The following is a 21531-nucleotide window of genomic DNA, read 5'->3' as shown; positions in this document are numbered from 1 at the left end:
GCACCCTACCCGGTGCCCGTGCTGACCTCCTCCACCTCGCCGTCGAACCGGGCGCCGGCGAGGGCCAGGCCGGAGAGCGCGAGGTCGATGTCGGCCTGCGGCACCCGCGGCGAGGTGGTGAGCGCCAGCGCGTAGCCGCCGAGCTCGGGGACGAGGGCAGGAGCGCACTCCGGGTGGGCCGCCGGGAAGGTGTGCGGGTGCGCGGGCCAGAAGACCAGCCGCAGCATCCGCAGGCCCAGCAGACGCGAGTGCTGGACCTGCAGCGAGACGCGGCCCACCTCGGGCCAGGCCAGCGCGAAGGTGAGCTCTCGGCTCCCTTCGACCCGCAGGCCGTGGCGGTCGAGGACGACGACGGCCCCGGTCTCGCGGACCTCGAGCGGCGCGTAGGTCATGGCGTCGATCGTCGGGGCGGTGGGCTGGTCCGCGGAGCGCCCGAGGAGCCGCCCGGCGAAGGCATCGCCGACGGTGCCGCTGGCGAACTGCCACACCGACCGGGCGAAGGCCGTGGCCGAGGGCTTCACGGTCCGCACCGGCACGCGCACCTCGTCGCCGGAGGGCCGCTCGACAGGGGGCGGTGGCTCCATGGCGACCGACTGTAGCCGGGCAGAAGGGACTATTGGCTGGCCTGCAGGCGTTGCAGAGTGCGATCCTGAGGAGAACATGACCGAACCACTGCACAGCGCGCGCGACGACGCCGACGACACCAACCCCAGCCCGACGATCGACCGGGTGCTCTCGAGGCGCGCGCAGGCGCTGGCCGACCCCGGCGACGGCTTCCTCGAGCCGGCCGGCGACATCGACTACGACGGCGACCAGCTCGACCGCGAGGAGCGCTCCGCCCTGCGCCGTGTGCAGGGTCTGTCGACCGAGCTCGAGGACATCACCGAGGTCGAGTACCGCCAGCTGCGGCTGGAGCGGGTCGTCCTCGCGGCCGTCTGGAGCGACGGGACCGCCGCCGACGCCGAGAACTCGCTGCGCGAGCTCGCCGCGCTCGCGGAGACCGCCGGCTCCGAGGTGCTCGCCGGCGTCCTGCAGCGGCGCCAGACCCCCGACCCGGGCACCTATCTCGGCTCGGGCAAGGCGCAGGAGCTCAAGGACATCGTCGTCGCCGAGGGGGCGGACACCGTCGTGTGCGACACCGAGCTGGCCCCGAGCCAGCGGCGTGCGCTCGAGGACGTCGTCAAGGTCAAGGTCATCGACCGCACCGCCCTGATCCTCGACATCTTCGCCCAGCACGCGAAGTCCCGTGAGGGCAAGGCCCAGGTCGAGCTTGCCCAGCTGCAGTACCTCCTGCCCCGCCTGCGTGGCTGGGGTGAGTCGATGTCCCGGCAGGCCGGTGGCCAGGCGGCCGGCGGTCAGGGCATGGGCTCGCGCGGTCCCGGTGAGACGAAGATCGAGCTCGACCGCCGCCGGATCAACTCCCGCATCGCCAAGCTCAAGCGCGAGCTCGCGGGCATGAAGACCCACCGCGACACCCGACGGGCCGCCCGCGCGCACCGCCAGGTGCCTGCCGTGGCCATCGCCGGCTACACCAATGCCGGCAAGTCGACCCTGCTGAACCGCCTCACCCATGCCGGTGTGCTCGTCGACAACCAGCTCTTCGCGACCCTCGACACGACGGTGCGGCGGGCCGAGACGCCCGACGGGCGTGAGTACACGCTCACCGACACCGTCGGCTTCGTCCGGGCGCTCCCGCACCAGCTCGTCGAGGCCTTCCGCTCGACGCTCGAGGAGGTCGCCGACGCCGACCTGCTCCTGCACGTCGTCGACGGCTCGCACCCCGACCCCGAGGGCCAGATCTCGGCCGTGCGCGCCGTGCTCGCCGACGTCGACGCGACGGACGTCAAGGAGGTCGTCGTCGTCAACAAGGCCGACGCGGCCGACCCCGAGGTCGTCGACCGGATCCTGCGGCACGAGAAGCACTCGATCGCCGTCTCGGCGCGCACCGGCGCCGGGGTCCAGGAGCTGCTCGAGCTCGTCGCCGAGGAGCTGCCCAAGCCCGACATCGACGTCGAGGTCCTCGTGCCGTATGCGCGCGGTGACCTCGTCAGCCGTCTGCACGACGAGGCAGAGATCGTCTCCGAGGAGCACCTCGAGCGGGGCACGCTCGTCGTCGCCCGGGTGCACGGTGACCTCGCGGCCGAGCTGACCCCCTTCGCCACGACGCCGGCACCTGCCGCCGGCTGACGGAGCCACTCACCGCACGAGCAGCAGCACCGCCAGCCCGATCATCGTCAGGCCGATGACCCCGTCGAGGACGCGCCACGTGCCGGGCCGGCCCAGCGGACCGGCGAGGGCCCGGGCGCCGAGGCCCAGGGCGGTGAACCACACGACGCTGCCGATCGACGCACCCGTCGCGAAGGCCCAGCGCTGCTCGCCGTGACCGTTGGCGATCGACCCGAGCATGAGGACGGTGTCGAGGTAGACGTGCGGGTTGAGGAAGGTGATCGCCAGCGTCGTCGCGATGACCGAGCTCCGTCCGGCGGGGGCGGCCGCGTCGAGGCCGGTGGGGGAGGCGGCCCGGCGCAGCGCCACGAGGCCGTAGCCGACGAGGTAGGCCGCGCCGAGCCAGGTGACCACGCGCACCGCACCCGGGTGATCACTCACCAGCGCGCCGACGCCGGCGGTGCCGAGGGCGATGAGCAGGGTGTCGGCGGCGATGCAGATGAGCACGACCGGGGCGAGGTGCTCGCGGCGGATGCCCTGCCGCAGGACGAAGGCATTTTGTGCCCCGATGGCGACGATGAGGGTGAGGCCGGTCAGCAGGCCGGCGACGGCGGAGACGATCACGAGGAGACCGTAGGCGGAGCCGACCGCTGAAGGCCAACGACAGATCCTGCACGATCATTAGCATTGCTTCATGCAGATCGATCAGCTTCGTGCCCTCCTGGCCGTCGTCGACGAGGGGACCTTCGAGGCGGCAGCGGGTGCCCTGTCCATCACGCCGTCGGCCGTGAGCCAGCGGATCAAGGCGCTCGAGGCCGCCGCGGGCCGCGTCCTCGTCGAGCGGAGCACGCCGGTGCGGGCGACGATCGCCGGGACCGGGGTCGTGCGCACCGCCCGCCAGATGGTCCTGCTCGCCGACCTCAACTTCGACGGCAACGCCCGCGAGGCGATGGAGTTCTACCAGTCGGTCCTCGGCGGTGAGCTGCTCGTCCACACCTTCGGCGACAGCATGCCCGATGCCGGCGAGATCGCCGACCAGGTGATGCACGCCAGCCTCGTCACCGACGCCGGCTACACGATCTTCGCCAGCGACACCCCGCCGGGCATGACCCGCACCCTCGGCACCCAGATCACCGTGAGCATCAGCGGTGACGAGACCGAGCTGCTGCGCGGCTACTGGGCCGGCCTCACCGAGGGCGCCCAGGTCGAGGTGCCCCTCGAGATGCAGATGTGGGGTGACGAGTACGGCTCCTTCACCGACCGCTACGGCATCCCGTGGATGGTCAACATCGCCGGGCCCGGGCAGCAGGGCTGATCAGCGCGCGGCGAGCACCGCAGCGCTCGTCGAGACCTCGATCTGCGGCGAGTAGAGGCTCATCACCTGCAGGGCGGCCTCGTGGTTGTCCTGCGTCGAGCCCGCGCAGGCGTCGGCCGCCACGACCACCGTGGCGCCGGCATCTGCTGCGGGCAGGGCGGTCGAGATGACGCAGCAGTCCGTCGAGACCCCGGCGAGCACGATGGTCGGGGTCTCGCCGATGATGCGCGTGAGCGGCTCGCCCCACTTGCCGAAGGTCGACAGGTCGATCGACCCACGGCTGCTCCAGCCGGCGGCCGGGGTGACGAGGTCGAAGACCGGGTCGGTGGCCGGTCGGTCGGCGAAGCCCCACCGCTCGAAGTAGGGACCCCACGAGCCCGGACGCTCCGGGCCCGGCACCCAGCGGGTGACGATGGTGCGCGCCGCACCGAAGCCGGAGCGCAGCGACTTGATCGGCCCGAGGGCGGCGTCGAACATCGGCGACCCCCACTCGGACGTCGGGTCGGCGAAGATGCGCTGCGGGTCGACGACGACGAGCCAGGCGTCGTCGAGGTCGGGGAGGGCCGGGGTGTCGGGGGTCTGCTCGCTCATCGCTCCTCCTGCCGGCGCACGACGCCGCGGCGGGCGACGTAGGTGATGACGAAGGCCAGGACGAGCGCGGCGATGACGCCGAGGTTGGCGTAGGACCAGTCGCCGGCCCAGTAGCTGCCGGCCGGGTCCTCGACGAGCTCGGTGCCCATGAAGGCCTTGAGCAGGTAGCCCTGCCAGTTGTTCCACGTCGAGTCGGGCATCGCATTGGTGACCAGGCCCCAGCCGATGACCGAGGTGAGCACCATCGTGCCGATCGAGATCCAGTCGACGGAGCCGTACCGTCCGCGGGCGTCGAAGAGCGCCTCCTCGTCGTAGTCGCGTCGGCGCAGGGCGAGGTCGGACAGGAAGATGCCCGCCCAGGCAGCCAGCGGCACGCCGAGGGTGATGAGGAAGGACTGGAAGGGTCCGAGAAAGTTCTCCGCGAAGAAGACGACGTAGATCGTGCCGAGGGTCAGCAGCAGCCCGTCGATGCCGGCGGCGGCCGGCCGAGGGATGCGCACGCCGAGGCTGAGCAGCGTCAGGCCCGAGGAGTAGATGCCGAGCACGGCGCCGGAGACGAGCGCGAGCACCGCGGCGATGCCGAAGATCACGAGGTACCAGGTCGGCAGGATCGTCGCGAGGGTGCCGACCGGGTCGGCGACGATGCCGGCACGCAGGGTCTCGTCGGAGCCGGCGAGGCCGATGCCGTAGGCGACGAGCAGGGCGGGGGCGAGGGCGCCGCCGAAGGTGTTCCACGCGACGATCGCGCCCGAGGAGGCCTCGCGGCTCTGGTAGCGCGACCAGTCGGCGGCGATGTTGATCCAGCCGAGGCCGAACCCGGTCATGACCATGATGAGGGCGCCGATGACCTGCTGGAAGGAGCCGCTCTCGAGGGCGGTCAGGGCCGACCAGTCGATGTGGCTGACCGTCAGGGCGACGTAGACGATCGTCGCGAGGCCGGTGAGCCAGGTGAGCCATGACTGCAGCCGCATGATCAGGTGGTAGCCGGCGACCGACGCGGTGACGATGAGGGCGGCGACGACGAGCATCGCGACGACCTTGGTCGGCGTGCCGCCGCCCCAGCCGAGCTCGCGCATGACGGTCGCCGTCGCGAGCGTCGCCATGATCGCCAGGAAGGTCTCCCAGCCGATCGAGACGATCCACGAGACGACGCCCGGCAGCTTCTGCCCCTGGACGCCGAAGGCCGCCCGCGAGATGACCATCGTCGGGGCCGAGCCGCGCTTGCCGGCGACGGCGACGAGGCCGCAGAGGAGGAAGGAGACGACGATGCCGATGACCGAGACGAGCAGCGCCTGCCAGAAGGAGATGCCGAAGTCGAGGACGAAGCTGCCGTAGGAGATGCCGAAGACCGACACATTGGCCGCGAACCACGGCCAGAAGAGGTCGGCGGGGCGGGCGGTGCGGTCCGCCTCGTCGATGATCTCGATGCCGGTGGTCTCGACGCCGGCGCGTCGGACCTGGTCGAGGGTGCCGCCGGAGGAGTCAGCGCTCATTGCGGCACAATCCCACGGTGGACACCTTGCGTGATCGATGGCTCGCCGATGTCGCGGGACTCGATGTGGTCACGGATCAGCGCGCCGTCACCGCACTGCGCGAGGAGCTGCTCGCCCGCTGGGGTGAGCCGCACCGCAGCTATCACGACCCCGTGCACCTGGCCGAGGTCCTCGCGGCCCTCGACGAGCTGGCCGAAGGGGGACACCTCGCCGGTCGTGACCGGCACCTGGCCGCGATGGTCGGGTGGTTCCACGACGCGGTCTACGAGACGGGCGGGGCCCCGGGGGCGAGCGAGGAGGCCTCCGCGCGTCTGGCGGAGGAGCGGCTTACGGCCCTCGGCCTGCCGCCCGCCGATGTCGCGACCATCGCCCGGCTGGTGCGGGAGTCGGCGACCCACGAGATGAGTGCGGGCGACCCGGTGTCGCAGGCCTTCCACGACGCCGACCTGTGGATCCTGTCGGCTCCGGCCGACCGCTTCGACGGCTACTGCGCCCAGGTGCGCATCGAGTACCGGCAGGTGCCGGCCGCGGACTTCGCGCGGGGCAGGAGCGCGGTGCTCACTCCCTTCGTCGAGCGGGAGCGCCTCTACCTCACCGACCACGCGCACGAGCACTGGAGCGGTCGAGCCCGCGTCAACCTGCGACGCGAGCTCGACCGGCTCCGGGGTGGCCCGTGAGGGCCGCAGGTCAGGGCGTGTAGGCGGAGTTCTCCAGCGACAGGTTGTACTGGATCTGGTCGCCGACCACTGCTGCCCAGTCGACCGTGATGGTCAGCCGGGTGACATTGCCGTTGGAGTCCATCCACGAGCACTTCTGGGTCTCGTTGGCGACGAGCACGATGCCGCCCATGCACGACAGGGTCACGTCCGGGGGGACCTGGCTGTCGGTGTGGGCCTCGACCTTCTCCGTCAGGGTGTTGACGTCGATCGAATTCGAGGTGTCGGTGTTGGGCGTGGACCCCGCAGGTGGGGTGTTGGTCACCTCGCTCGAGCTCGCCGTGGAGCTCTCGGTGGGGTCCTCCGTCGTGCTTGCCGTGGAGGTCGGCGTCGTGGTGGTGCTCTGAGCCGTGGGCTCGGAGGTCTGGCTCTGGTCCTGCGAGGACTCGGTGACCGTCACGGTCGAGTCGCCGTCGCCGTCGCCGAGGGCGCCGCAGGCGGACAGGCCGAGAGCGGCGATCGCGACGAGCGCGCAGGATCGGGCGGTGGTCAGGTGCTTCCCCATGCTGAATGTCCCCTTTGTGTCTGGTGCGTGTTGCGTGGTGCGTGGTGTCGCTGCGTGGTGCGCCACCCAGCCTAGGAGTTCGGTCGCGACCTCGCCTGTCGACCTGCAGAGGGCGCGCGGGTCAACCTGCGTCGGGAGCTCGACCGGCTCGCTCGGCGGCCGTGACCCGCAGGCCGCTGCGGATGAGGCGGCGGATGAGCTCTGCTCCGGTCACCTGCGTCGCGCCGGCGGCGACGACCTCGTCGTAGCGCTCGACCGGCACGTCGTAGTGGTCCTCGTCGAAGAGCTTGCGGGGGATGCCCAGCCGCTGCGCGAAGGCGTGCAGCTCCTCGATCGAGGCGTCCGAGACGAGATGGCTCCACGTGCGACCCCAGCCGGGCCACGTGGGCGGGTCGACGAGGATCACGGCGTCACAGCGGGTCGAGGATGCGCTGGAGGAAGCTGCGGGTGCGCTCGGCCTGCGGGTCGAGGATCACCTGCTCGGGCGCGCCCCGCTCGACGACGACCCCGCCGTCGATGAAGAGGACCTCGTCGGCCACCTGCCGGGCGAAGCGGATCTCGTGGGTGACGACGACCATCGTCCAGTGCTGCTCGGCGAGGTCGCGCATCACCTGCAGCACCTCGCCGACGGTCTCGGGGTCGAGCGCCGAGGTCGGCTCGTCGAAGAGGACGACCGAGGGCCGCAGCGCGAGCGCCCGGGCGATGCCGACCCGCTGCTGCTGACCGCCGGAGAGCTGGAAGGGGTACTTGTCGGCGTGCTCGCGCAGCCCGACCTGGTCGAGCAGCGCCAGCGCCCGCTCGCGCGCGGCCTCCGGGTCCTCGCCCTGCACGACGACCGGGCCCTCGGTGATGTTGTCGAGGGCGGTCTTGTGGGCGAAGAGGTTGTGCCCCTGGAAGACGAAGCCGCTCTGCCGACCGAGCGCGGTCAGCTGCTCGCGCTGACCCCGGGGGAGCCGGTCGTGACGGCCGGGCGTCAGCTGGGCGAAGTCGACGCTCGCGTCGCCGACCGTGATGACGCCGGCATCGGGACGCTCGAGCCCGCCGAGGGCGCGCAGCAGGGTCGTCTTGCCCGAGCCCGACGGGCCGAGGACGACGGTCACCTCGCCGGGGCCGACCTCGAAGGAGATGTCGCGCAGGACCTCCTTGTCCCCGAAGCTCTTGCGGACGTGGGCCGCGGAGACGACCATCTCAGGCTGCGACATAACGGCTGAACCTCTCCTCGGCACGGTCCTGGAGGAAGGACAGGATCGTGCAGATGATCCAGTAGTAGAGGGCGGCGAGCGCGAACATCGGCATGTACTGGAAGGTCGGCGCCGCGGCGAAGCGTGCGGTCTGGGTCAGCTCGACGACGAGGATGATCGAGGTGAGCGAGGTGTCCTTGAGCAGCGAGACGAGGGTGTTGGACAGCGGCGGGATCGCCGTGCGGGTCGCCTGCGGCAGGATGATCCGCCGCAGCGCCGTCCGGGGCCCCATGCCGATCGTCTGTGCCGCCTCCCACTGCCCCTTGGGGATCGACTCGATGGCCGAGCGGATCACTTCGGCCGCGTAGCCGCCGACGTTGAGAGACAGGGCGATGACGGCGGCGACGAAGGGCGGCAGGTCGATGCCGACCTCGGGAAGCGCGTAGAAGATGAGGAAGAGCTGCACGAGCAGCGGCGTGCCCCGGATGATCGAGATGTAGGCGCGGGCGATGCCCCGCGGGACGGCCGAGGTCGACATCCGGCCGATGGCGGCGACGAGGGCGAGCACGAGGCCGATGGCGAAGGAGATCGCCGTGAGCGGGATCGTCACCTTGATCGTCGCCCAGGCCATGGGCCAGGCGTTGTCCTTGACGAGGTCCCAGGCGCTCGGGGCGGCCTGGTCCGCCGAGAAGTACTTGTCGTAGATCGCCTGGGTGGTCCCGTCCTCCTCCATCTCCGCGAGGGCTTTGTTGATCTCCGGCATGTAGCCGGTGCCCTTCTTCGCGGCGAAGACCGACTGGGCCTGGTCGTCGGTCTCGGCGACGATCTTGACCCCGGGGTCGGGGCTGGTCGCGATGTAGTTGCGCACGGCGAGCTTGTCGTTGACGATCGCGTCGACCCGGCCCTCCTTGAGGCTCGACATCGCCTCGTTCATGCCGTCCACGCCGACGATGTCGGCGCCGTTGTCCTTGGCCACCTCGGCCCAGCTGCTCGTGAGGTTCTCGGCGGCGCGCTTGCCCTTGAGGTCGGAGAGCTTCGTGATGTTCTCCGGGTTGTCCTCGGCGACGACGAGCACGCCGGCGGTGTCGACGTAGGGGTCGGAGAGGTCGTAGAGCTTCTCGCGCTCGGGGTTGACGTTGACCTGGTTGGCGACGACGTCGAAGCGCCCCGCTGCGAGGGCGGCGAACATCGAGTCCCACGGCGTCGCGACGAACTCCACCTCGACCCCGAGCCGCTCGCCGACGGCCTTCATCACCTCGACGTCGAAGCCGGTGAAGTCGTCACCCTGCTTGATCGAGAAGGGGGCGTACACCCCTTCGGTCCCGACGCGAAGGGGGTCGGGGACCTTGGACGCGGACGCGTCGGCGGGAGCGGACGCGGAGGCCGAGGGGGCGGACAGCAGCGCCGGGCCGAGCGCGACGGCCAGGGCGAGCAGGAGGTGGGCGAGACGCCGGGGGAGCGTGATCATCAGGTCGTCAGGATATGCCCGCGGTCACAGCCGGCGCAGCGCCGTGGCGAGCACGACCGCCTCGCCGACCCGGTCGGAGGCGTCGAGGTCGACGAGGGCCTCGACGACCCAGTCGCCGTCGCCCTCGGGATCGGCGAGGGTCTGGCGCACCTCCCACAGACGCACGTCCGCGGCGTCGTCGCCGTCGTCACGTCCGGGCGCCGGGCCACGCACCTCCTCGACGTGCAGGTGCTGGGGCCCGCGGGCGTCCTGGTCGGTGCCGATCCGGTCGTGCTCCTCCCAGTAGTCACCGAGCGCGACGTCCCAGTCGTCGTAGCGCATGACCGGCGCGCGCCCGTCGTCGGCGAGCTCGGCCGCGGCCTGCTCGATGGCGGCCAGGGCCGACAGGTCGTCGCGGGCGGCGCGCTCGACGCGCTGCCACAGGGCGCCGCGCACCATCGCGCGGAAGGGGCCGGTGCGCGCCGACAGCGGCCGCGGCGGCGGGGCCGCCTCGCGGTCCTCGGCGAGTCGCGCGGCGGCGTCCGGGTCGGCCAGGGCCTCCCACTCGTCGAGCAGCGAGGAGTCGGTCTGGCGCACCGTCTCGCCGAGCCACTCGACGATCTCGCGCAGCTCGGGGGAGGAGTGCGCCTCCGGCACGGTGCGGGTGAGCGTGCGGTAGGCATCGGTGAGGTAGCGCAGCACGAGCCCCTCGCGCGGGGCGAGGGTGAATCGGCGCACGAAGTCGGCGAAGGACATCCCCTCCTCCCACATCAGGCGCACGACCGACTTCGGCACGAGCGCCTCCTCAGGCAGCCACGGGTGGCTCTGCCGATAGGTCTCGAAGGCCGCGGCCAGCTCCTCGGCGAGCGGGCGCGGCCAGGTGATCTCCTCGAGCAGCCGCATCCGCTCCTCGTACTCGATGCCGTCCGCCTTCATCTCCGCGATCGCCTCGCCGCGGGCGGCGTGCTGCTGGGCGACGAGGACGGCCATCGGTGCCTCGAGCACGGCCTCGATCGTCGAGACGACGTCGAGGGCGTGGGTGGGGGAGTCGGGGTCGAGCAGGTCGAGCGCCGCCAGCGCGAAGGGGGCGAGCGGCTGGTTGAGCGCGAAGTCCGGGGGCAGGTCGAGCGTCAGCGCGACGGTCCGCCCGGTCGCGTCCGGCTCGGGGAGGCGCTCGAGCACACCGGAGTCGAGCAGGCTGCGCCCCAGACGGATCGCTCGTCGGGCGAGGCGAGCCCTCCCCTTCGCGTCCTCGTGGTTGTCCCTCGTGAGCCGGGAGAGCGCGGTGACCGGGTCGCCGGGGCGGGCGACGACGTTGAGGATCGTCGAGTTGTCGACCTTCATCCGGGACCGGAGGGTCTCGGGGGCATTGGTCGTCAGCTTGGTGAAGGTGTCCTCGGTCCACACGACGAAGCCCTCCGGGGGCTTCTTGCGCTGGACCTTCTTGCGCTTCTTCTCGTCGTCGCCGGCCTTGAGCAGCGCGCGGTGGTTGTCGATGACGTGCTCGGGGGCCTGGACGACGACGTAGCCCTCGGTGTCGTAGCCGGCGCGGCCGGCCCGCCCGGCGATCTGGAGGAACTCGCGCACCCGCAGCACGCGGTGGCGCGAGCCGTCGAACTTCGTCAGCGAGGTGAAGAGGACGGTGCGGATCGGGACGTTGATGCCCACACCGAGGGTGTCGGTGCCGCAGATGACCTTGAGCAGGCCCTCCTGCGCGAGCTGCTCGACGAGCCGGCGGTAGCGCGGCAGCATGCCGGCGTGGTGCACGCCGACCCCGCGTCGCAGCATCCCGCCGAGGGTGCGGCCGAAGCCGGCGGAGAAGCGGAAGCCGGCGAGCCGGTCGGCGATCGCCGCCTTCTCGTCCTTGTCGAGCAGCTTGAGCGTCTGCACGAGCCGGGCGTGCTCGGCGGCATTGGCCTGGGTCTGGTGCACGACGTAGACCGGCGCGCGGCGCCACTCGAGGATCTCCTCGATCGTCTCCTGCAGCGGGGTGAGGGCCCAGCGGAAGGTCAGCGGGACGGGCCGCTCGGCGTCCTTGACGACGACGACGTCGCGCCCGGTGCGCTCGGCGAGGTCCTCCTCGATGGCCTTGGTGTCGCCGAGGGTCGCCGACATGAGCAGCATCTGCGCCTGCGGCAGCTCGAGCAGCGGGACCTGCCAGGCCCAGCCGCGCTCCGGCTCGGCGTAGTAGTGGAACTCGTCCATGACGACGAGGCCGACGTCGGCCTCGCTGCCCTCGCGCAGGGCGAGGTTGGCGAGCACCTCGGCGGTGCAGACGATGACGGGGGCCTCGGCGTTGACCGACGCGTCGCCGGTGAGCATGCCGACGTTGTCGGCGCCGAAGGTCGCGCAGAGGTCGAAGAACTTCTCCGAGACGAGGGCCTTGATGGGCGCGGTGTAGAAGGCGACCTGGTCCTTGGCCATCGCGTGGGCGATGGCGCCGGTCGCGACGAGGGACTTGCCGGAGCCGGTGGGCGTGGCGAGGACGACGTGGTCGTCGCCGAGGAGGGCGAGCAGCGCCTCCTCCTGGTGCGGGTAGAGCGTCAGGCCCCGATCGGCCGTCCATGCCTGGAAGCGCTCGAAGAGCTCGTCGGGGTCGGTGCCGACGGGCACGGAGAGCGGATCAGTCATCTGCCCATCGTCCCAGCGCGGTGAGCGGGGTGTCACCATGGGGTCCGTGACCGCCCCTCGCACCATCACCTCAGACGACCTCAGCCTGCTCCCGCCCGTCGAGGACGACGCCGCCCTCGTCGCCGAGCTCATGGGGCTCCCGGCGGACGCCGGCCGGCCCGCCGAGATCGTGCGGGCCTGGCGCGAGCACTGGGAGGAGCACGGCTACGGCACGTGGATCATCAGCGGTCCCGCCGGCCGCGCCGTCGGCTTCGTCGGGCTGCGGGCGCACACCGACTTCATCCGCGTGACGATCCGCGTCGTCGACGGCGAAGGGGGTGACGAGCTGGCCTCCCGGGCGCTGCGGCTCGTCGTCGCGCACGCCCTCGAGTGGCTGCCGGAGCTGCCGCTGCGGCTGCGGGTCGCGCCGGAGGACGTCGGCACCCGCTTCGTCGCCGAGTCCGCGGGCATGGAGCACGCGCCCGACCTCGACCACGTCACCGGGGAGGACGAGTGGCTCGTCCTCGAGCTGCCCTGGGTGCGCGTCACCGACCGCATCCCCGCGCGGGCGCGCGAGGCGATGCTGCGCATGTGGGTGCGGGTCAACGACGCCGGGGGAGCCGTCGGCTTCCTGCCCGGGGCGAGCGAGGACGAGGTCGCGGCCGTCCTCGACGGCTACGGCGAGCGTCTCGAGCGCGGCTCCGCCACCCTCGTGGCGCTCAACTCCCCGGGCGGCGACCTGCTCGGCTTCGGCTTCGTCGCCCGCCCGTCGGGGGCGACCGTCGCCCACACCGCCAACCTCGAGCGGATCATGACCGACCCCGACCGCCGGGGGACCAACCACGGAGCCCTCCTCATGGCCGGCCTGCACCGGGCGGCCCGCGACGCGGGCGTCGAGGTGGCCACCCTCGACTACCGGGGTGGGACCGGGCTGGGCGAGTTCTACACCCGCTACGGCTACACCGAGGTCGGACGCGTGCCCGGCGCCGTGCGGGTCGGCCCCGACGACGACCGCGACGGCGTCATCATGGCCCGCTCGCTGTGAGCGGGCTCGAGCCCTTCGGCCCGGGCAGCGCCTGGCTGGCCGTCCGCGACCGGACGCAGGCCGATGTCGCCGAGGCCCTCGGGCTGACCGACGGACGAGCTGCCGACCCGGGTGATGCCGCCGCGGCCGGGACCCGCACCGTCATCCTCCCGCCCCTGCCCGGCGTCGGCGGGAGCTGGACCCTCGCCGTGGGCGACCGGCTCGCACGGACCTCGCCGCGCCGCCTCGAGACGCTCGCGGCGATGCTCGGCACCGAGGTGCAGCTCCACGACGCCCTGGCCGCCGACGACGCACCCGAGGTCCTGCGCCGCGCGGCCGCGGGCAGCATCGACCCGTCGACCCTCGCGGGGCCCTACCGGGGCAACGTCCTGCTCTTCCACGACGTCGACGAGGGGCCGCCGCCGCGGGAGCAGGTCAAGACGCCCTCGCGCACCCCGTGGCTGTGGACCAGGCTGACCCGGCGCAGGGCTACGATCGCCCCTCGTGACGACACCTGACCCGACCCGGCCCCCCGCCCCCTTCGGCCTCGGCTGGACCGTCCACGGTGACGGTCGCGAGGTGCGGCCCGGTGAGGTCGTGCGGCCCGGCGAGCGCCTGTCCTGGCCCCGCACGATCGGTCTCGGCGCGCAGCACGTCGTCGCGATGTTCGGCGCGACCTTCCTCGTGCCCCTCATCACCGGGCTGCCGCCGGCGACGACGCTCTTCTTCAGCGGCATCGGCACGATGCTCTTCCTGCTCATCACCGCCGGGCGGGTGCCGAGCTACCTCGGCAGCTCCTTCGCCTTCATCGCACCGCTGGCCGCGGCGTCGAAGAGCCACGACATGCCCACCGCTCTCGGCGGCGTCGTCATGGCCGGCCTCGCGCTCGCGCTCATCGGAGTCGTCGTCCAGATGGCCGGCGACCGGTGGCTGCGGGCGCTCATGCCGCCGGTCGTCACCGGCGCCATCGTCGCGCTCATCGGGCTCAACCTCGCGCCGAGCGCCAAGGTCAACTTCATGAAGTCCCCGGTGACCGCCCTCGTGACGGTCGTCGTCATCCTGCTCGTCACCGTCGCGACGCGGACGCTCTTCTCCCGCATCGCGATCCTCGTCGGTGTCGCCGCCGGCTACGCCACCGCGCTGCTGCGTGACGAGGTCAGCTTCGCCCGGATGCACGAGGCCGACTGGCTCGGGGCACCGGACTTCCACGCGCCCCACTTCGAGCTCGCGGTCGCCGGTCTCTTCATCCCGGTCGTCCTCGTCCTCGTGGCGGAGAACGTCGGGCACATCCGCTCGGTCGCCTCGATGACGGGGGAGGACCTCGACCCGCTGACGGGCAGGGCGCTCATCGCTGACGGCCTCGCCACGACCCTGGCCGGAGCCGGCGGTGGATCGGGCACGACGACCTACGCCGAGAACATCGGCGTCATGGCCGCCACCCGCGTCTACTCGACCGCCGCCTACTGGGTCGCCGCGCTCGTCGCGCTGCTGCTGTCCTTCTCGCCGAAGTTCGGCGAGGCCATCGCCACCGTGCCCCCGGGGGTCCTCGGCGGGGCGGGCGTCGTCCTCTACGGCATGATCGGCCTGCTCGGGGCGAAGATCTGGGTCGAGGCCAAGGTCGACTTCGGCAACCCGATCAACCTCATGACCGCTGCCGTGGCGCTGATCATCGGCATCGCCGACTTCACGTGGAAGGTCGGGGACCTGCAGTTCGCGGGCATCGCCCTGGGCACCGTCGCGGCGCTGCTCGGCTTCCACGTCATGCGTGGGGTCAACCTCGTGACCCGCGCCGTGCCCGACCCCTTGATGAAGGCTTCTTCATCCGACGCTCATCCGGGACTCACACCCCCTTCGTAACCTCGAGGCATGACTCCCGCACCCCGCCGCAGGCTCGGCCGGGACGGCATGCTCCTCGCGGTCATGCTGTCCGTGCCGGTGCTCGTCCTGATCGGATTCCGCGTGGCCGCGGCGCCGGCGGACCCCCCGCCGGTCGAGGAACGTCCGCTGCAGCTGACGACCGACGGCACCTCGTCGACGCCCACCCCGTCGTCGACCAGCACGGGGCCGACCAGCACGGGGCCGACCAGCACGTCCTCGACCAGCACGCCGACGAGCAGCTCGACCTCCGACCCCACGTCCACCACGACCACCCGGCCGTCGACCAGCGCGAGCACGCGCCCCACGTGGACCCCCACGCCGTCGTGGACCTCGCGCACCGATGCGCCGGCGCCCACCTACGACGATGATGACGACGGTGACGACGACGGCGCGGACGACGACGAGTACGACGATGACTGATGGCGGCTGAGCGCGGCCGTCCACGGCTGGCCCGCGACACCATCGTCGGCTGGATGGTGCTCGTGCTCTTCGTCAGCCTGCTGTCCGTCGTCGTCGTCGTGCGCGAGAGCCTGCACGTGTCGGTCACGGAGCGGGCCAACGCCGACGTGACCCAGGAGATCGAGGAGTTCCGCACCTTCACCCGCACCGGCGTCGACCCCGAGACCTCTCGTCCCTTCACGACGGCGGAACGGCTGCTCACCGTCTACCTCTCCCGGCAGCGGCCGGGCAGCGGCGAGGTCATCGTCGGCTACGTCGGGGAGTCGGGCGTCGTGACGACCTCCTACGGCGCCGGGGCGCCGGACGTCGACGAGTACGACCTCACCCGGGACCCGGCCGTGCTGCGCGCGGCCGAGCAGGGGACCTCGGGCACCCTCGACACCCCCGCCGGCGAGATGCGCTGGGCCCGCACCGTCGTCGACGTGCGGGGCGGCGACGACGCGATGCTGCTCGTCGCGGTCTTCACCGGGGAGGGCGCGGCGGAGGCCGACCGCACGGTGCGCATGCTCACCCTCGTCTCGCTCGGGACCCTGCTCCTCGCGGGCGTCATCTCGTGGCTCGTCGCCGGGCGGATCCTGCGGCCGGTGCGGCAGGTGCAGGAGGCGGCCGCCGAGATCACCGAGCACGACCTCACCCGACGGATCACCGTGGGCGACGACGACGTGTCGGGTCTGGCCGCGACCTTCAACCGCATGCTCGACCGGCTCGAGGAGGCCTTCCGCGCGGAGCAGCGCTTCGTCGACGACGCCGGCCACGAGCTGCGCACGCCGATCACCGTGATCCGTGGTCACCTCGAGCTCATGGACGACGACCCGGCGTCGCGGGAGGTGACGATGCGCATCGTCACCCAGGAGCTGGACCGGATGAGCCGGATCGTCACCGACCTGCTCGCCCTGGCCAAGGCCGACCGACCGGACTTCGTGCGGCTCGGCGAGGAGGTCGACCTGCCGGCGCTGACCATCTCGCTCGAGGCCAAGGTCTCGGCGCTCGCCGACCGCAGCTGGCGGCTCGCCCACGTCGCCGAGGGCACGGCCCGGCTCGACACCCAGCGCGTCACCCAGGCCGTGCTCCAGCTGGCGCACAACGCCGTGCAGCACACCGCCGACGGCGACGCGATCACCCTCTCCTCGGACGTCGTCGTCGACCCCGATCTCGGTCCCGCTCTGACGATCAGCGTGGCCGACACCGGGCCCGGCGTGCCGGTCGCCGCGCGGGAGCACATCTTCGAGCGCTTCGCCCACGGCGAGCCCCCGGACGGACGCCGCCACAGCGGCGCCGGCCTCGGGCTGTCGATCGTCCGAGCCATCGCCGAGGGCCACGGCGGGCGGGTCGACGTCGGCGGCACGCCCGGCGAGGGTGCCGTCTTCACCCTCGTGCTCCCCACCCACACCCCTGCCAGCCACGACCACCCGGAGCAGACATGAGCGCCATCCTCATCGCCGAGGACCACGACGAGATCGCCAGCTTCATCGACAAGGGGCTGCGGGCCAGCGGCTACCGCACGACGATCGTCGGCGAGGGCCGGCAGGCCTGGGCGCTCGCCTCGACCGGGGCCTTCGACCTGCTCGTGCTCGACGTCGGCCTGCCCGGGCTCGACGGCTTCGAGGTGCTGCGCCGGCTGCGCGGCGACGACGTCGACCTGCCCGTCATCATCCTCACGGCACGCGACGGGGTCGACGACACCGTCGCCGGTCTCGAGGGCGGGGCCAACGACTACATGACCAAGCCCTTCCAGTTCGCCGAGCTGCTCGCCCGCGTCCGGCTGCGGCTGCGCGAGGGCGGGGCGGCTCCGGCCGACGACGGGGCGCTCGTCGCGGGCGACCTGAGCCTGGACGTCCGCCGACGCACCGCGCGCGTCGCCGGCCGTGAGGTGGAGCTGACGGCCCGCGAGTTCTCCCTGCTCGAGGCCTTCGTCGAGCACGTCGAGCAGGTGCTCTCCCGAGAGCAGCTGCTCGGCATGGTGTGGGACATGGACTTCGACCCGGGGTCCAATGTCGTCGACGTCTTCGTCCGCTCGCTGCGGGCGAAGATCGGGGCCGAGCGGATCACCACGGTCCGCGGGGTCGGCTACCGACTGCGGGCCGAGGCCCGGGGCGGCGCCGGCGACCCAGCGGCACGCGACTAGCTCAGCAGCCCGTCCTCACGCGCCCGCGCCACGGCGGCGGTGCGCGAGTCGACGTCGAGCTTGGTGTAGACGTGCACGAGGTGCGTCTTGACCGTCGCCTCCGAGATGACGAGGGCACGGGCGATCTCGCGGTTGGACATGCCCTGCGCGACGGCGCCGAGGATCTCGACCTCGCGGGCGGACAGGTCGGCCTGCGGGCGGGAGATGCGCGCGACGACCCGCTGGGCGAGGTCGGGGGACAGGACCGTCTGGCCGCTCGCGGCACGGGCCACGGCGTCGGTGATGACGGCTGGGTCGGCGTCCTTGAGCAGGTAGCCCGCGGCGCCCGCCTCGACGGCCCGCACGATGTCGCGGTCGGTGTCATATGTGGTGAGCACGAGCACCGCCGGCGCGGGTCGCCGGGCGCGTACCGCCTCGGTGACCCCCACGCCGTCGAGACCGGCGCCCAGGCGCAGGTCGGTGACGACGACGTCGGGCAGCTCGCGGGCGACGGCGGCCACGCCCTCGTCTCCGGTGCCGACGTCGGCGACGACCGTGATCCGGGGGTCCTGCCCGAGCAGGGCGACGACGCCCATGCGGGTCACCGGGTGGTCCTCGACGACGACCACCCGCACCGGGCGCCCGGCCCCGGCGGTCGTGCCCGTCGTCCCGACGCTCGCCTCGCTCATCCGTCCTCCACCGCTCGTCCGATCTCCACCCAGCCCGACACGGCGGTGCCCTCGCCGGGCGCCGACTCGACGGACAGGCCACCGCCGAGCTCACGCAGCCGGGCGCGGGTCGCGCGCAGGCCGTATCCCCCTTCGCCGCTCGTGGGGGAGGGCTGGTCCCACCAGCCCTGCGGGTCGAAGCCGATCCCGTCGTCGACGACGTCGACCCGCACGGTCGTGCCGGCCTCCTCGAGGCTGATGGTGACCGTGCGCGCGGCCGCGTGGGTCCGGACATTGGCCAGGGCCCCCTGGACCAGCCGCAGCAGGGCGACCTCGACGGTCGTCGGGACCGCCGGCAGCGTCGGCGACGCGGTGACGGTCGCGGCCACGCCGGTCTCGTCGGCGAAGCGCTCGGCGACCCGCCGCACGGCCGCCGGCAGGCTTCCCTCGTCGAGGTCGGCCGGGGCGAGCGCCCCGACGATGCGACGCGACTCCTCGAGGCCCTGGGCCGCGCCCGACTCGATGTGCTCGAGCAGCTGCGACCGCCGGTCGGCGTCGCCCTCGGCCCGGGCGGCGCGGGCGAGGAGGAGCAGCGAGCTGAAGCCCTGCGCGATGCCGTCGTGGATGTCGCGGGAGAGCCGGGTGCGCTCGCTCGTCACGCCCTGCGCGCGCTGCACGCGGGCCAGCTCGTCGGTGAGGGCGGCGCTCTCCTCCTGCGCGGCGTAGAGCGAGGCGATGAGCCGCTGTCGCTCGATGCCGTCGCGGACGAGCGCCTGCTGCGCCTTGGCCACGCCGAGGGCGACGACCATGCCGATGAAGGGCCCGATGATCGCCGCGAAGGAGGCCTGCCCGCTCTGCCGCACCGGCTCGAGCGCGACGACGACGAAGACGAGCAGCGAGGTGACCACGGCCGGCAGCAGCGGCAGCACGTGACCGGCGAGGAGCCAGAGGGGGAAGGCGAGCCAGACGTTCTCGGGGGAGACGAGCACGAGCAGGCCCCAGAGGAGGACGAGTCCGACGAACCAGCCGGTGCCGTCACGGCCGAGCCGGGCCAGGCGGGGACCGACGGCGTACCAGCCGGCGAAGAGCGCCAGGGCCCCGATCTCGGCGAGCGGGTGCGCGCCGTCCGCGACGGCACGCACCGCGCAGAGGACGGCGAGCACTGCGAGCAGGGCGTGCTGGCCCAGCCGCAGCCACCGGCCGGTGCCCGTGGGGTCGCTCGTGCTGCTCGTCACGGGCGCGACGCTACCCGCCCGGGCCACCAGAAGCGCTCGCCGAGGAGGGCGGTGGCGGCGGGCACGACGAGCGTGCGCACGACGAGCGTGTCGAGGAGGACCCCGAGGCCCACGACGAGGCCGAGCTGGCCGAGGACGACGAGCGGCAGCACGCCCAGTGCCGCGAAGACGGCGGCGAGGACGACACCCGCGCTCGTGATGACCGCGCCGGTACGGGCGACCGCCCGGGCGACGCCCTCGCGCGTGCCGTGGTCGGCGGCCTCGCCACGCGCTCGGTGCATGAGGAAGATCGTGTAGTCGATACCCAGCGCCACGAGGAAGAGGAAGGCGACGAGCGGGACCTGCACGTCGAGCGCCGGGTGGCCGAGCAGGTGCTCGTCGAGCCACGCGCCCAGGCCGAGGGCGGCGAGCGCGCTCAGCGCGTTGAGCACCAGCAGGACAAGGGGACCGACGAGCGCGCGGAGCAGGACGACGAGCACGACGAGGCTGACGAGCAGCACGAGCGGGACGACCGTGCGCAGGTCGGCGTCGGCGGCCGTGCGGGCGTCGAGCAGCTCGGCCGAGCCACCGCCCACGTGGGCGTCGGCGCCGGTGACGTGGTGGGCCGCGGTGCGCAGGTCGCTCGCGAGCTCGAGGCTCGCCGGGCTGCCCGGCGCGGGCTCACCGATGACCGTGAGCCGGGCCAGGCCCTGCCCGTCGGTGCCGGAGGGCGCGACGGTGGTCACGCCCGGCACGGCCTCGACGGCGGTCGCCACGGCGTCGGCCCGGCCCGCGTCCGTCGTGATGACGAAGGGAGCCGCGGAACCGGCCGGGAAGTGCTCGCCGACCGTCACGAGACCGTCTGCGGACTCCGACGCGGTGCGGAAGGAGTCGGCCTGACTCAGCCCGACCCGGGCGCCGAGCAGGCCGGAGGCGAGGACGACGAGGACGGCGAGACCGCCGGCGAGGAAGACCGCGGGGCGACGCACGACGCTGCGGGCGACGCGCGCCCAGATGCCCTCGTGCGACAGGTCGTCGCCGGGGCGGGGGACGAAGGGCCAGAAGACCTGTCGGCCGACGAGCGCGAGTGCCGCGGGCAGCACGAGGACGACCGCGGCGAGGGCGATGACGAGGCCGACGGCGGAGGCCAGCCCGAGCCCGCGGGTGCCCGGGACGGCGGCGAGCAGGAGGGTTGCCAGGGCGAGCACGACGGTCGCATTGCTCGCGACGATGGCCGACACGGTGGCCCGCCACGCGGCGCGCAGCGCGACGCGGTGGTCGTCGTGCTCGTGCAGCTCCTCGCGGTAGCGCGAGATGAGCAGGAGGGCGTAGTTGGCCCCCGCGCCGAAGACGAGGACGGAGACGATGCCTGCGTCGAAGGGGAGGCCGCTCGCCTCCCCGACGGCAGCGGTCACCCGCCCGGCCACCTGGTCGGCGATGCCGACGACGGCGAGCGGGACGAGCCACAGGACGGGGGAGCGGTAGGTGAGCAGGAGCAGCAGCGCGACGACCCCGATGGTCACCGCGAGGAGGGTGAAGTCGGCGCCGTCGAAGGCCGAGGCGATGTCGGCGCCGAAGGCCGGGCCGCCGGTCACCTGCACGTCGAGCTCGGCCGGTGCGTGGTCGGCCACCTCGGCGCGCAGGTCCTCGATGGTCGCGACCTGGGTGGCGCTGTCCTCGCTCACCTCGACGGGCACGGTGACCGTCGCGGCCATCCCGTCCTCGCTCACCTGCGGGTGCGCCCTGCCGGCGCCGAGGTCGGCCGCCAGCTTGCCGAGGGCGCGCTCGTCGGCGCTCGTCAGGCGGGCGTCGCCCCCCTTCGTCGCGACGAGCAGGACGGGAGCGGTGTCGCTGCCGGGAAAGCCCTCGAGCTGCTCCGCCACCACCGCCGACTCCGCCGACGCCGGATAGGCATCGCCCCGCGGCGGCGCCTCCGCGGACCCCAACAGCGCCGACGCCAGCCCCACGACGAGCACGGCGAGGACGAGCACGAGTGACGCCCCCCGCCGGCCGAGGATGCGCTGGACGAAGGGAGCACGGGTGGACACGGGAGAAGGCTGGGATGGCGCTGGACGCAGGGAGGTCGACATGCCATCCAGTTCACCGGCGAAGGGGGTCCCGCCACATCGCGCACGAGGTTGGTCCTGCGATCAACCTTTC

The 21531-nt window shown here is 72.8% G+C and carries 21 protein-coding genes; 9 read left to right on the top strand and 12 right to left on the bottom strand.

The features are described from left to right. Nucleotides 1-5: 5 nt before the first annotated feature. On the bottom strand, nucleotides 6-584 hold the full coding sequence (locus tag ACQBJO_RS10600; RefSeq protein ID WP_421008961.1) for a hypothetical protein: 579 nt from the start codon (nucleotides 582-584) through the stop codon (nucleotides 6-8). Between the two features lie 76 nt (nucleotides 585-660). On the opposite strand from ACQBJO_RS10600, the gene hflX reads away from it, so the two are divergent. After that, nucleotides 661-2187 carry a GTPase HflX gene (gene hflX / locus ACQBJO_RS10595; RefSeq protein WP_255183770.1) on the top strand — a complete coding sequence of 509 codons (1527 nt, stop codon included), beginning with the start codon at nucleotides 661-663 and terminating at the stop codon, nucleotides 2185-2187. 9 nt (nucleotides 2188-2196) lie between these two features. Here hflX and ACQBJO_RS10590 read toward each other — a convergent pair whose 3' ends face one another. Continuing rightward, on the bottom strand, nucleotides 2197-2787 hold the full coding sequence (locus tag ACQBJO_RS10590; protein ID WP_421009068.1) for a LysE/ArgO family amino acid transporter: 591 nt from the start codon (nucleotides 2785-2787) through the stop codon (nucleotides 2197-2199). 73 nt (nucleotides 2788-2860) lie between these two features. On the opposite strand from ACQBJO_RS10590, the gene ACQBJO_RS10585 reads away from it, so the two are divergent. Next, nucleotides 2861-3481: a LysR family transcriptional regulator gene (locus ACQBJO_RS10585; protein ID WP_421008962.1), complete on the top strand. Its 621-nt coding sequence runs from the start codon at nucleotides 2861-2863 to the stop codon at nucleotides 3479-3481. Here the strand turns inward: ACQBJO_RS10585 and ACQBJO_RS10580 are convergent, their stop codons facing one another. Continuing rightward, the gene (locus ACQBJO_RS10580; protein ID WP_255183766.1) at nucleotides 3482-4072 is read right to left on the bottom strand and encodes a cysteine hydrolase family protein; all 591 of its coding nucleotides are present in this window, start codon (nucleotides 4070-4072) and stop codon (nucleotides 3482-3484) included. Continuing rightward, nucleotides 4069-5565, bottom strand: coding sequence for a purine-cytosine permease family protein (locus tag ACQBJO_RS10575; protein WP_255183765.1), 1497 nt, complete (start codon nucleotides 5563-5565; stop codon nucleotides 4069-4071). The genes ACQBJO_RS10580 and ACQBJO_RS10575 overlap by 4 nt, the downstream gene beginning before the upstream one ends. A gap of 26 nt (nucleotides 5566-5591) precedes the next feature. On the opposite strand from ACQBJO_RS10575, the gene ACQBJO_RS10570 reads away from it, so the two are divergent. Beyond that, complete coding sequence (locus ACQBJO_RS10570) at nucleotides 5592-6242, top strand: HD domain-containing protein (protein ID WP_430407101.1); 651 nt, start codon at nucleotides 5592-5594, stop codon at nucleotides 6240-6242. 10 nt (nucleotides 6243-6252) lie between these two features. On the opposite strand, the gene ACQBJO_RS10565 is transcribed toward ACQBJO_RS10570, so the two are convergent. The 5 genes from ACQBJO_RS10565 to ACQBJO_RS10545 form a co-directional block, all read right to left on the bottom strand. Beyond that, nucleotides 6253-6786, bottom strand: coding sequence for a hypothetical protein (locus ACQBJO_RS10565; RefSeq protein WP_421008964.1), 534 nt, complete (start codon nucleotides 6784-6786; stop codon nucleotides 6253-6255). Nucleotides 6787-6907: 121 nt separating this feature from the next. Beyond that, entirely contained in the window at nucleotides 6908-7192 is a 285-nt protein-coding gene (locus ACQBJO_RS10560) for a DUF4031 domain-containing protein (RefSeq protein WP_255183762.1), read from the bottom strand. A 4-nt stretch (nucleotides 7193-7196) separates the two neighbouring features. Beyond that, a complete protein-coding gene (locus ACQBJO_RS10555) occupies nucleotides 7197-7988 on the bottom strand; it encodes an amino acid ABC transporter ATP-binding protein (protein WP_255183761.1) in 792 nt (263 codons plus the stop codon). Then, a complete protein-coding gene (locus ACQBJO_RS10550) occupies nucleotides 7975-9435 on the bottom strand; it encodes an ABC transporter substrate-binding protein/permease (RefSeq protein ID WP_421008965.1) in 1461 nt (486 codons plus the stop codon). The genes ACQBJO_RS10555 and ACQBJO_RS10550 overlap by 14 nt, the downstream gene beginning before the upstream one ends. Before the next feature lie 24 nt (nucleotides 9436-9459). Continuing rightward, entirely contained in the window at nucleotides 9460-12045 is a 2586-nt protein-coding gene (locus tag ACQBJO_RS10545; protein ID WP_421008966.1) for a DEAD/DEAH box helicase, read from the bottom strand. A 46-nt stretch (nucleotides 12046-12091) separates the two neighbouring features. Between ACQBJO_RS10545 and ACQBJO_RS10540 the strand changes: the two genes are divergently transcribed. From ACQBJO_RS10540 to ACQBJO_RS10515, 6 genes are read left to right on the top strand one after another with little or no spacing between them, the layout of a single operon-like run. Continuing rightward, the gene (locus ACQBJO_RS10540; RefSeq protein WP_421008967.1) at nucleotides 12092-13069 is read left to right on the top strand and encodes a GNAT family N-acetyltransferase; all 978 of its coding nucleotides are present in this window, start codon (nucleotides 12092-12094) and stop codon (nucleotides 13067-13069) included. Beyond that, nucleotides 13066-13566, top strand: a complete 501-nt coding sequence (locus ACQBJO_RS10535; protein ID WP_421008968.1) for a hypothetical protein — start codon at nucleotides 13066-13068, stop codon at nucleotides 13564-13566. The genes ACQBJO_RS10540 and ACQBJO_RS10535 overlap by 4 nt, the downstream gene beginning before the upstream one ends. Then, nucleotides 13553-14905 (top strand): uracil-xanthine permease family protein, encoded by a 1353-nt coding sequence (locus ACQBJO_RS10530; RefSeq protein WP_421008969.1) that lies wholly within the window; start codon nucleotides 13553-13555, stop codon nucleotides 14903-14905. Before ACQBJO_RS10535 ends, ACQBJO_RS10530 begins: the two co-directional genes overlap by 14 nt. A gap of 9 nt (nucleotides 14906-14914) precedes the next feature. After that, nucleotides 14915-15346, top strand: a complete 432-nt coding sequence (locus tag ACQBJO_RS10525; RefSeq protein ID WP_421008970.1) for a hypothetical protein — start codon at nucleotides 14915-14917, stop codon at nucleotides 15344-15346. Beyond that, nucleotides 15346-16809 carry a sensor histidine kinase gene (locus ACQBJO_RS10520; protein ID WP_421008971.1) on the top strand — a complete coding sequence of 488 codons (1464 nt, stop codon included), beginning with the start codon at nucleotides 15346-15348 and terminating at the stop codon, nucleotides 16807-16809. Before ACQBJO_RS10525 ends, ACQBJO_RS10520 begins: the two co-directional genes overlap by 1 nt. Continuing rightward, nucleotides 16806-17510, top strand: a complete 705-nt coding sequence (locus ACQBJO_RS10515; protein WP_421008972.1) for a response regulator transcription factor — start codon at nucleotides 16806-16808, stop codon at nucleotides 17508-17510. The genes ACQBJO_RS10520 and ACQBJO_RS10515 overlap by 4 nt, the downstream gene beginning before the upstream one ends. Here the strand turns inward: ACQBJO_RS10515 and ACQBJO_RS10510 are convergent. Genes ACQBJO_RS10510 through ACQBJO_RS10500 form a run of 3 tightly spaced genes read right to left on the bottom strand, consistent with a single transcriptional unit; the run spans nucleotide 17507 to nucleotide 21419 of the window. Continuing rightward, entirely contained in the window at nucleotides 17507-18178 is a 672-nt protein-coding gene (locus tag ACQBJO_RS10510; RefSeq protein ID WP_421008973.1) for a response regulator, read from the bottom strand. The genes ACQBJO_RS10515 and ACQBJO_RS10510 overlap by 4 nt on opposite strands. After that, complete coding sequence (locus ACQBJO_RS10505) at nucleotides 18175-19392, bottom strand: sensor histidine kinase (protein ID WP_421008974.1); 1218 nt, start codon at nucleotides 19390-19392, stop codon at nucleotides 18175-18177. The genes ACQBJO_RS10510 and ACQBJO_RS10505 overlap by 4 nt, the downstream gene beginning before the upstream one ends. Further along, on the bottom strand, nucleotides 19389-21419 hold the full coding sequence (locus ACQBJO_RS10500) for an MMPL family transporter (RefSeq protein ID WP_421008975.1): 2031 nt from the start codon (nucleotides 21417-21419) through the stop codon (nucleotides 19389-19391). The genes ACQBJO_RS10505 and ACQBJO_RS10500 overlap by 4 nt, the downstream gene beginning before the upstream one ends. Nucleotides 21420-21531 lie beyond the last annotated feature (112 nt).

It is taken from the genome of Janibacter zhangyanbonis (assembly GCF_050507325.1).
Lineage (GTDB): Bacteria > Actinomycetota > Actinomycetes > Actinomycetales > Dermatophilaceae > Janibacter.
This window is presented reverse-complemented; position numbering and strand designations above follow the sequence as displayed.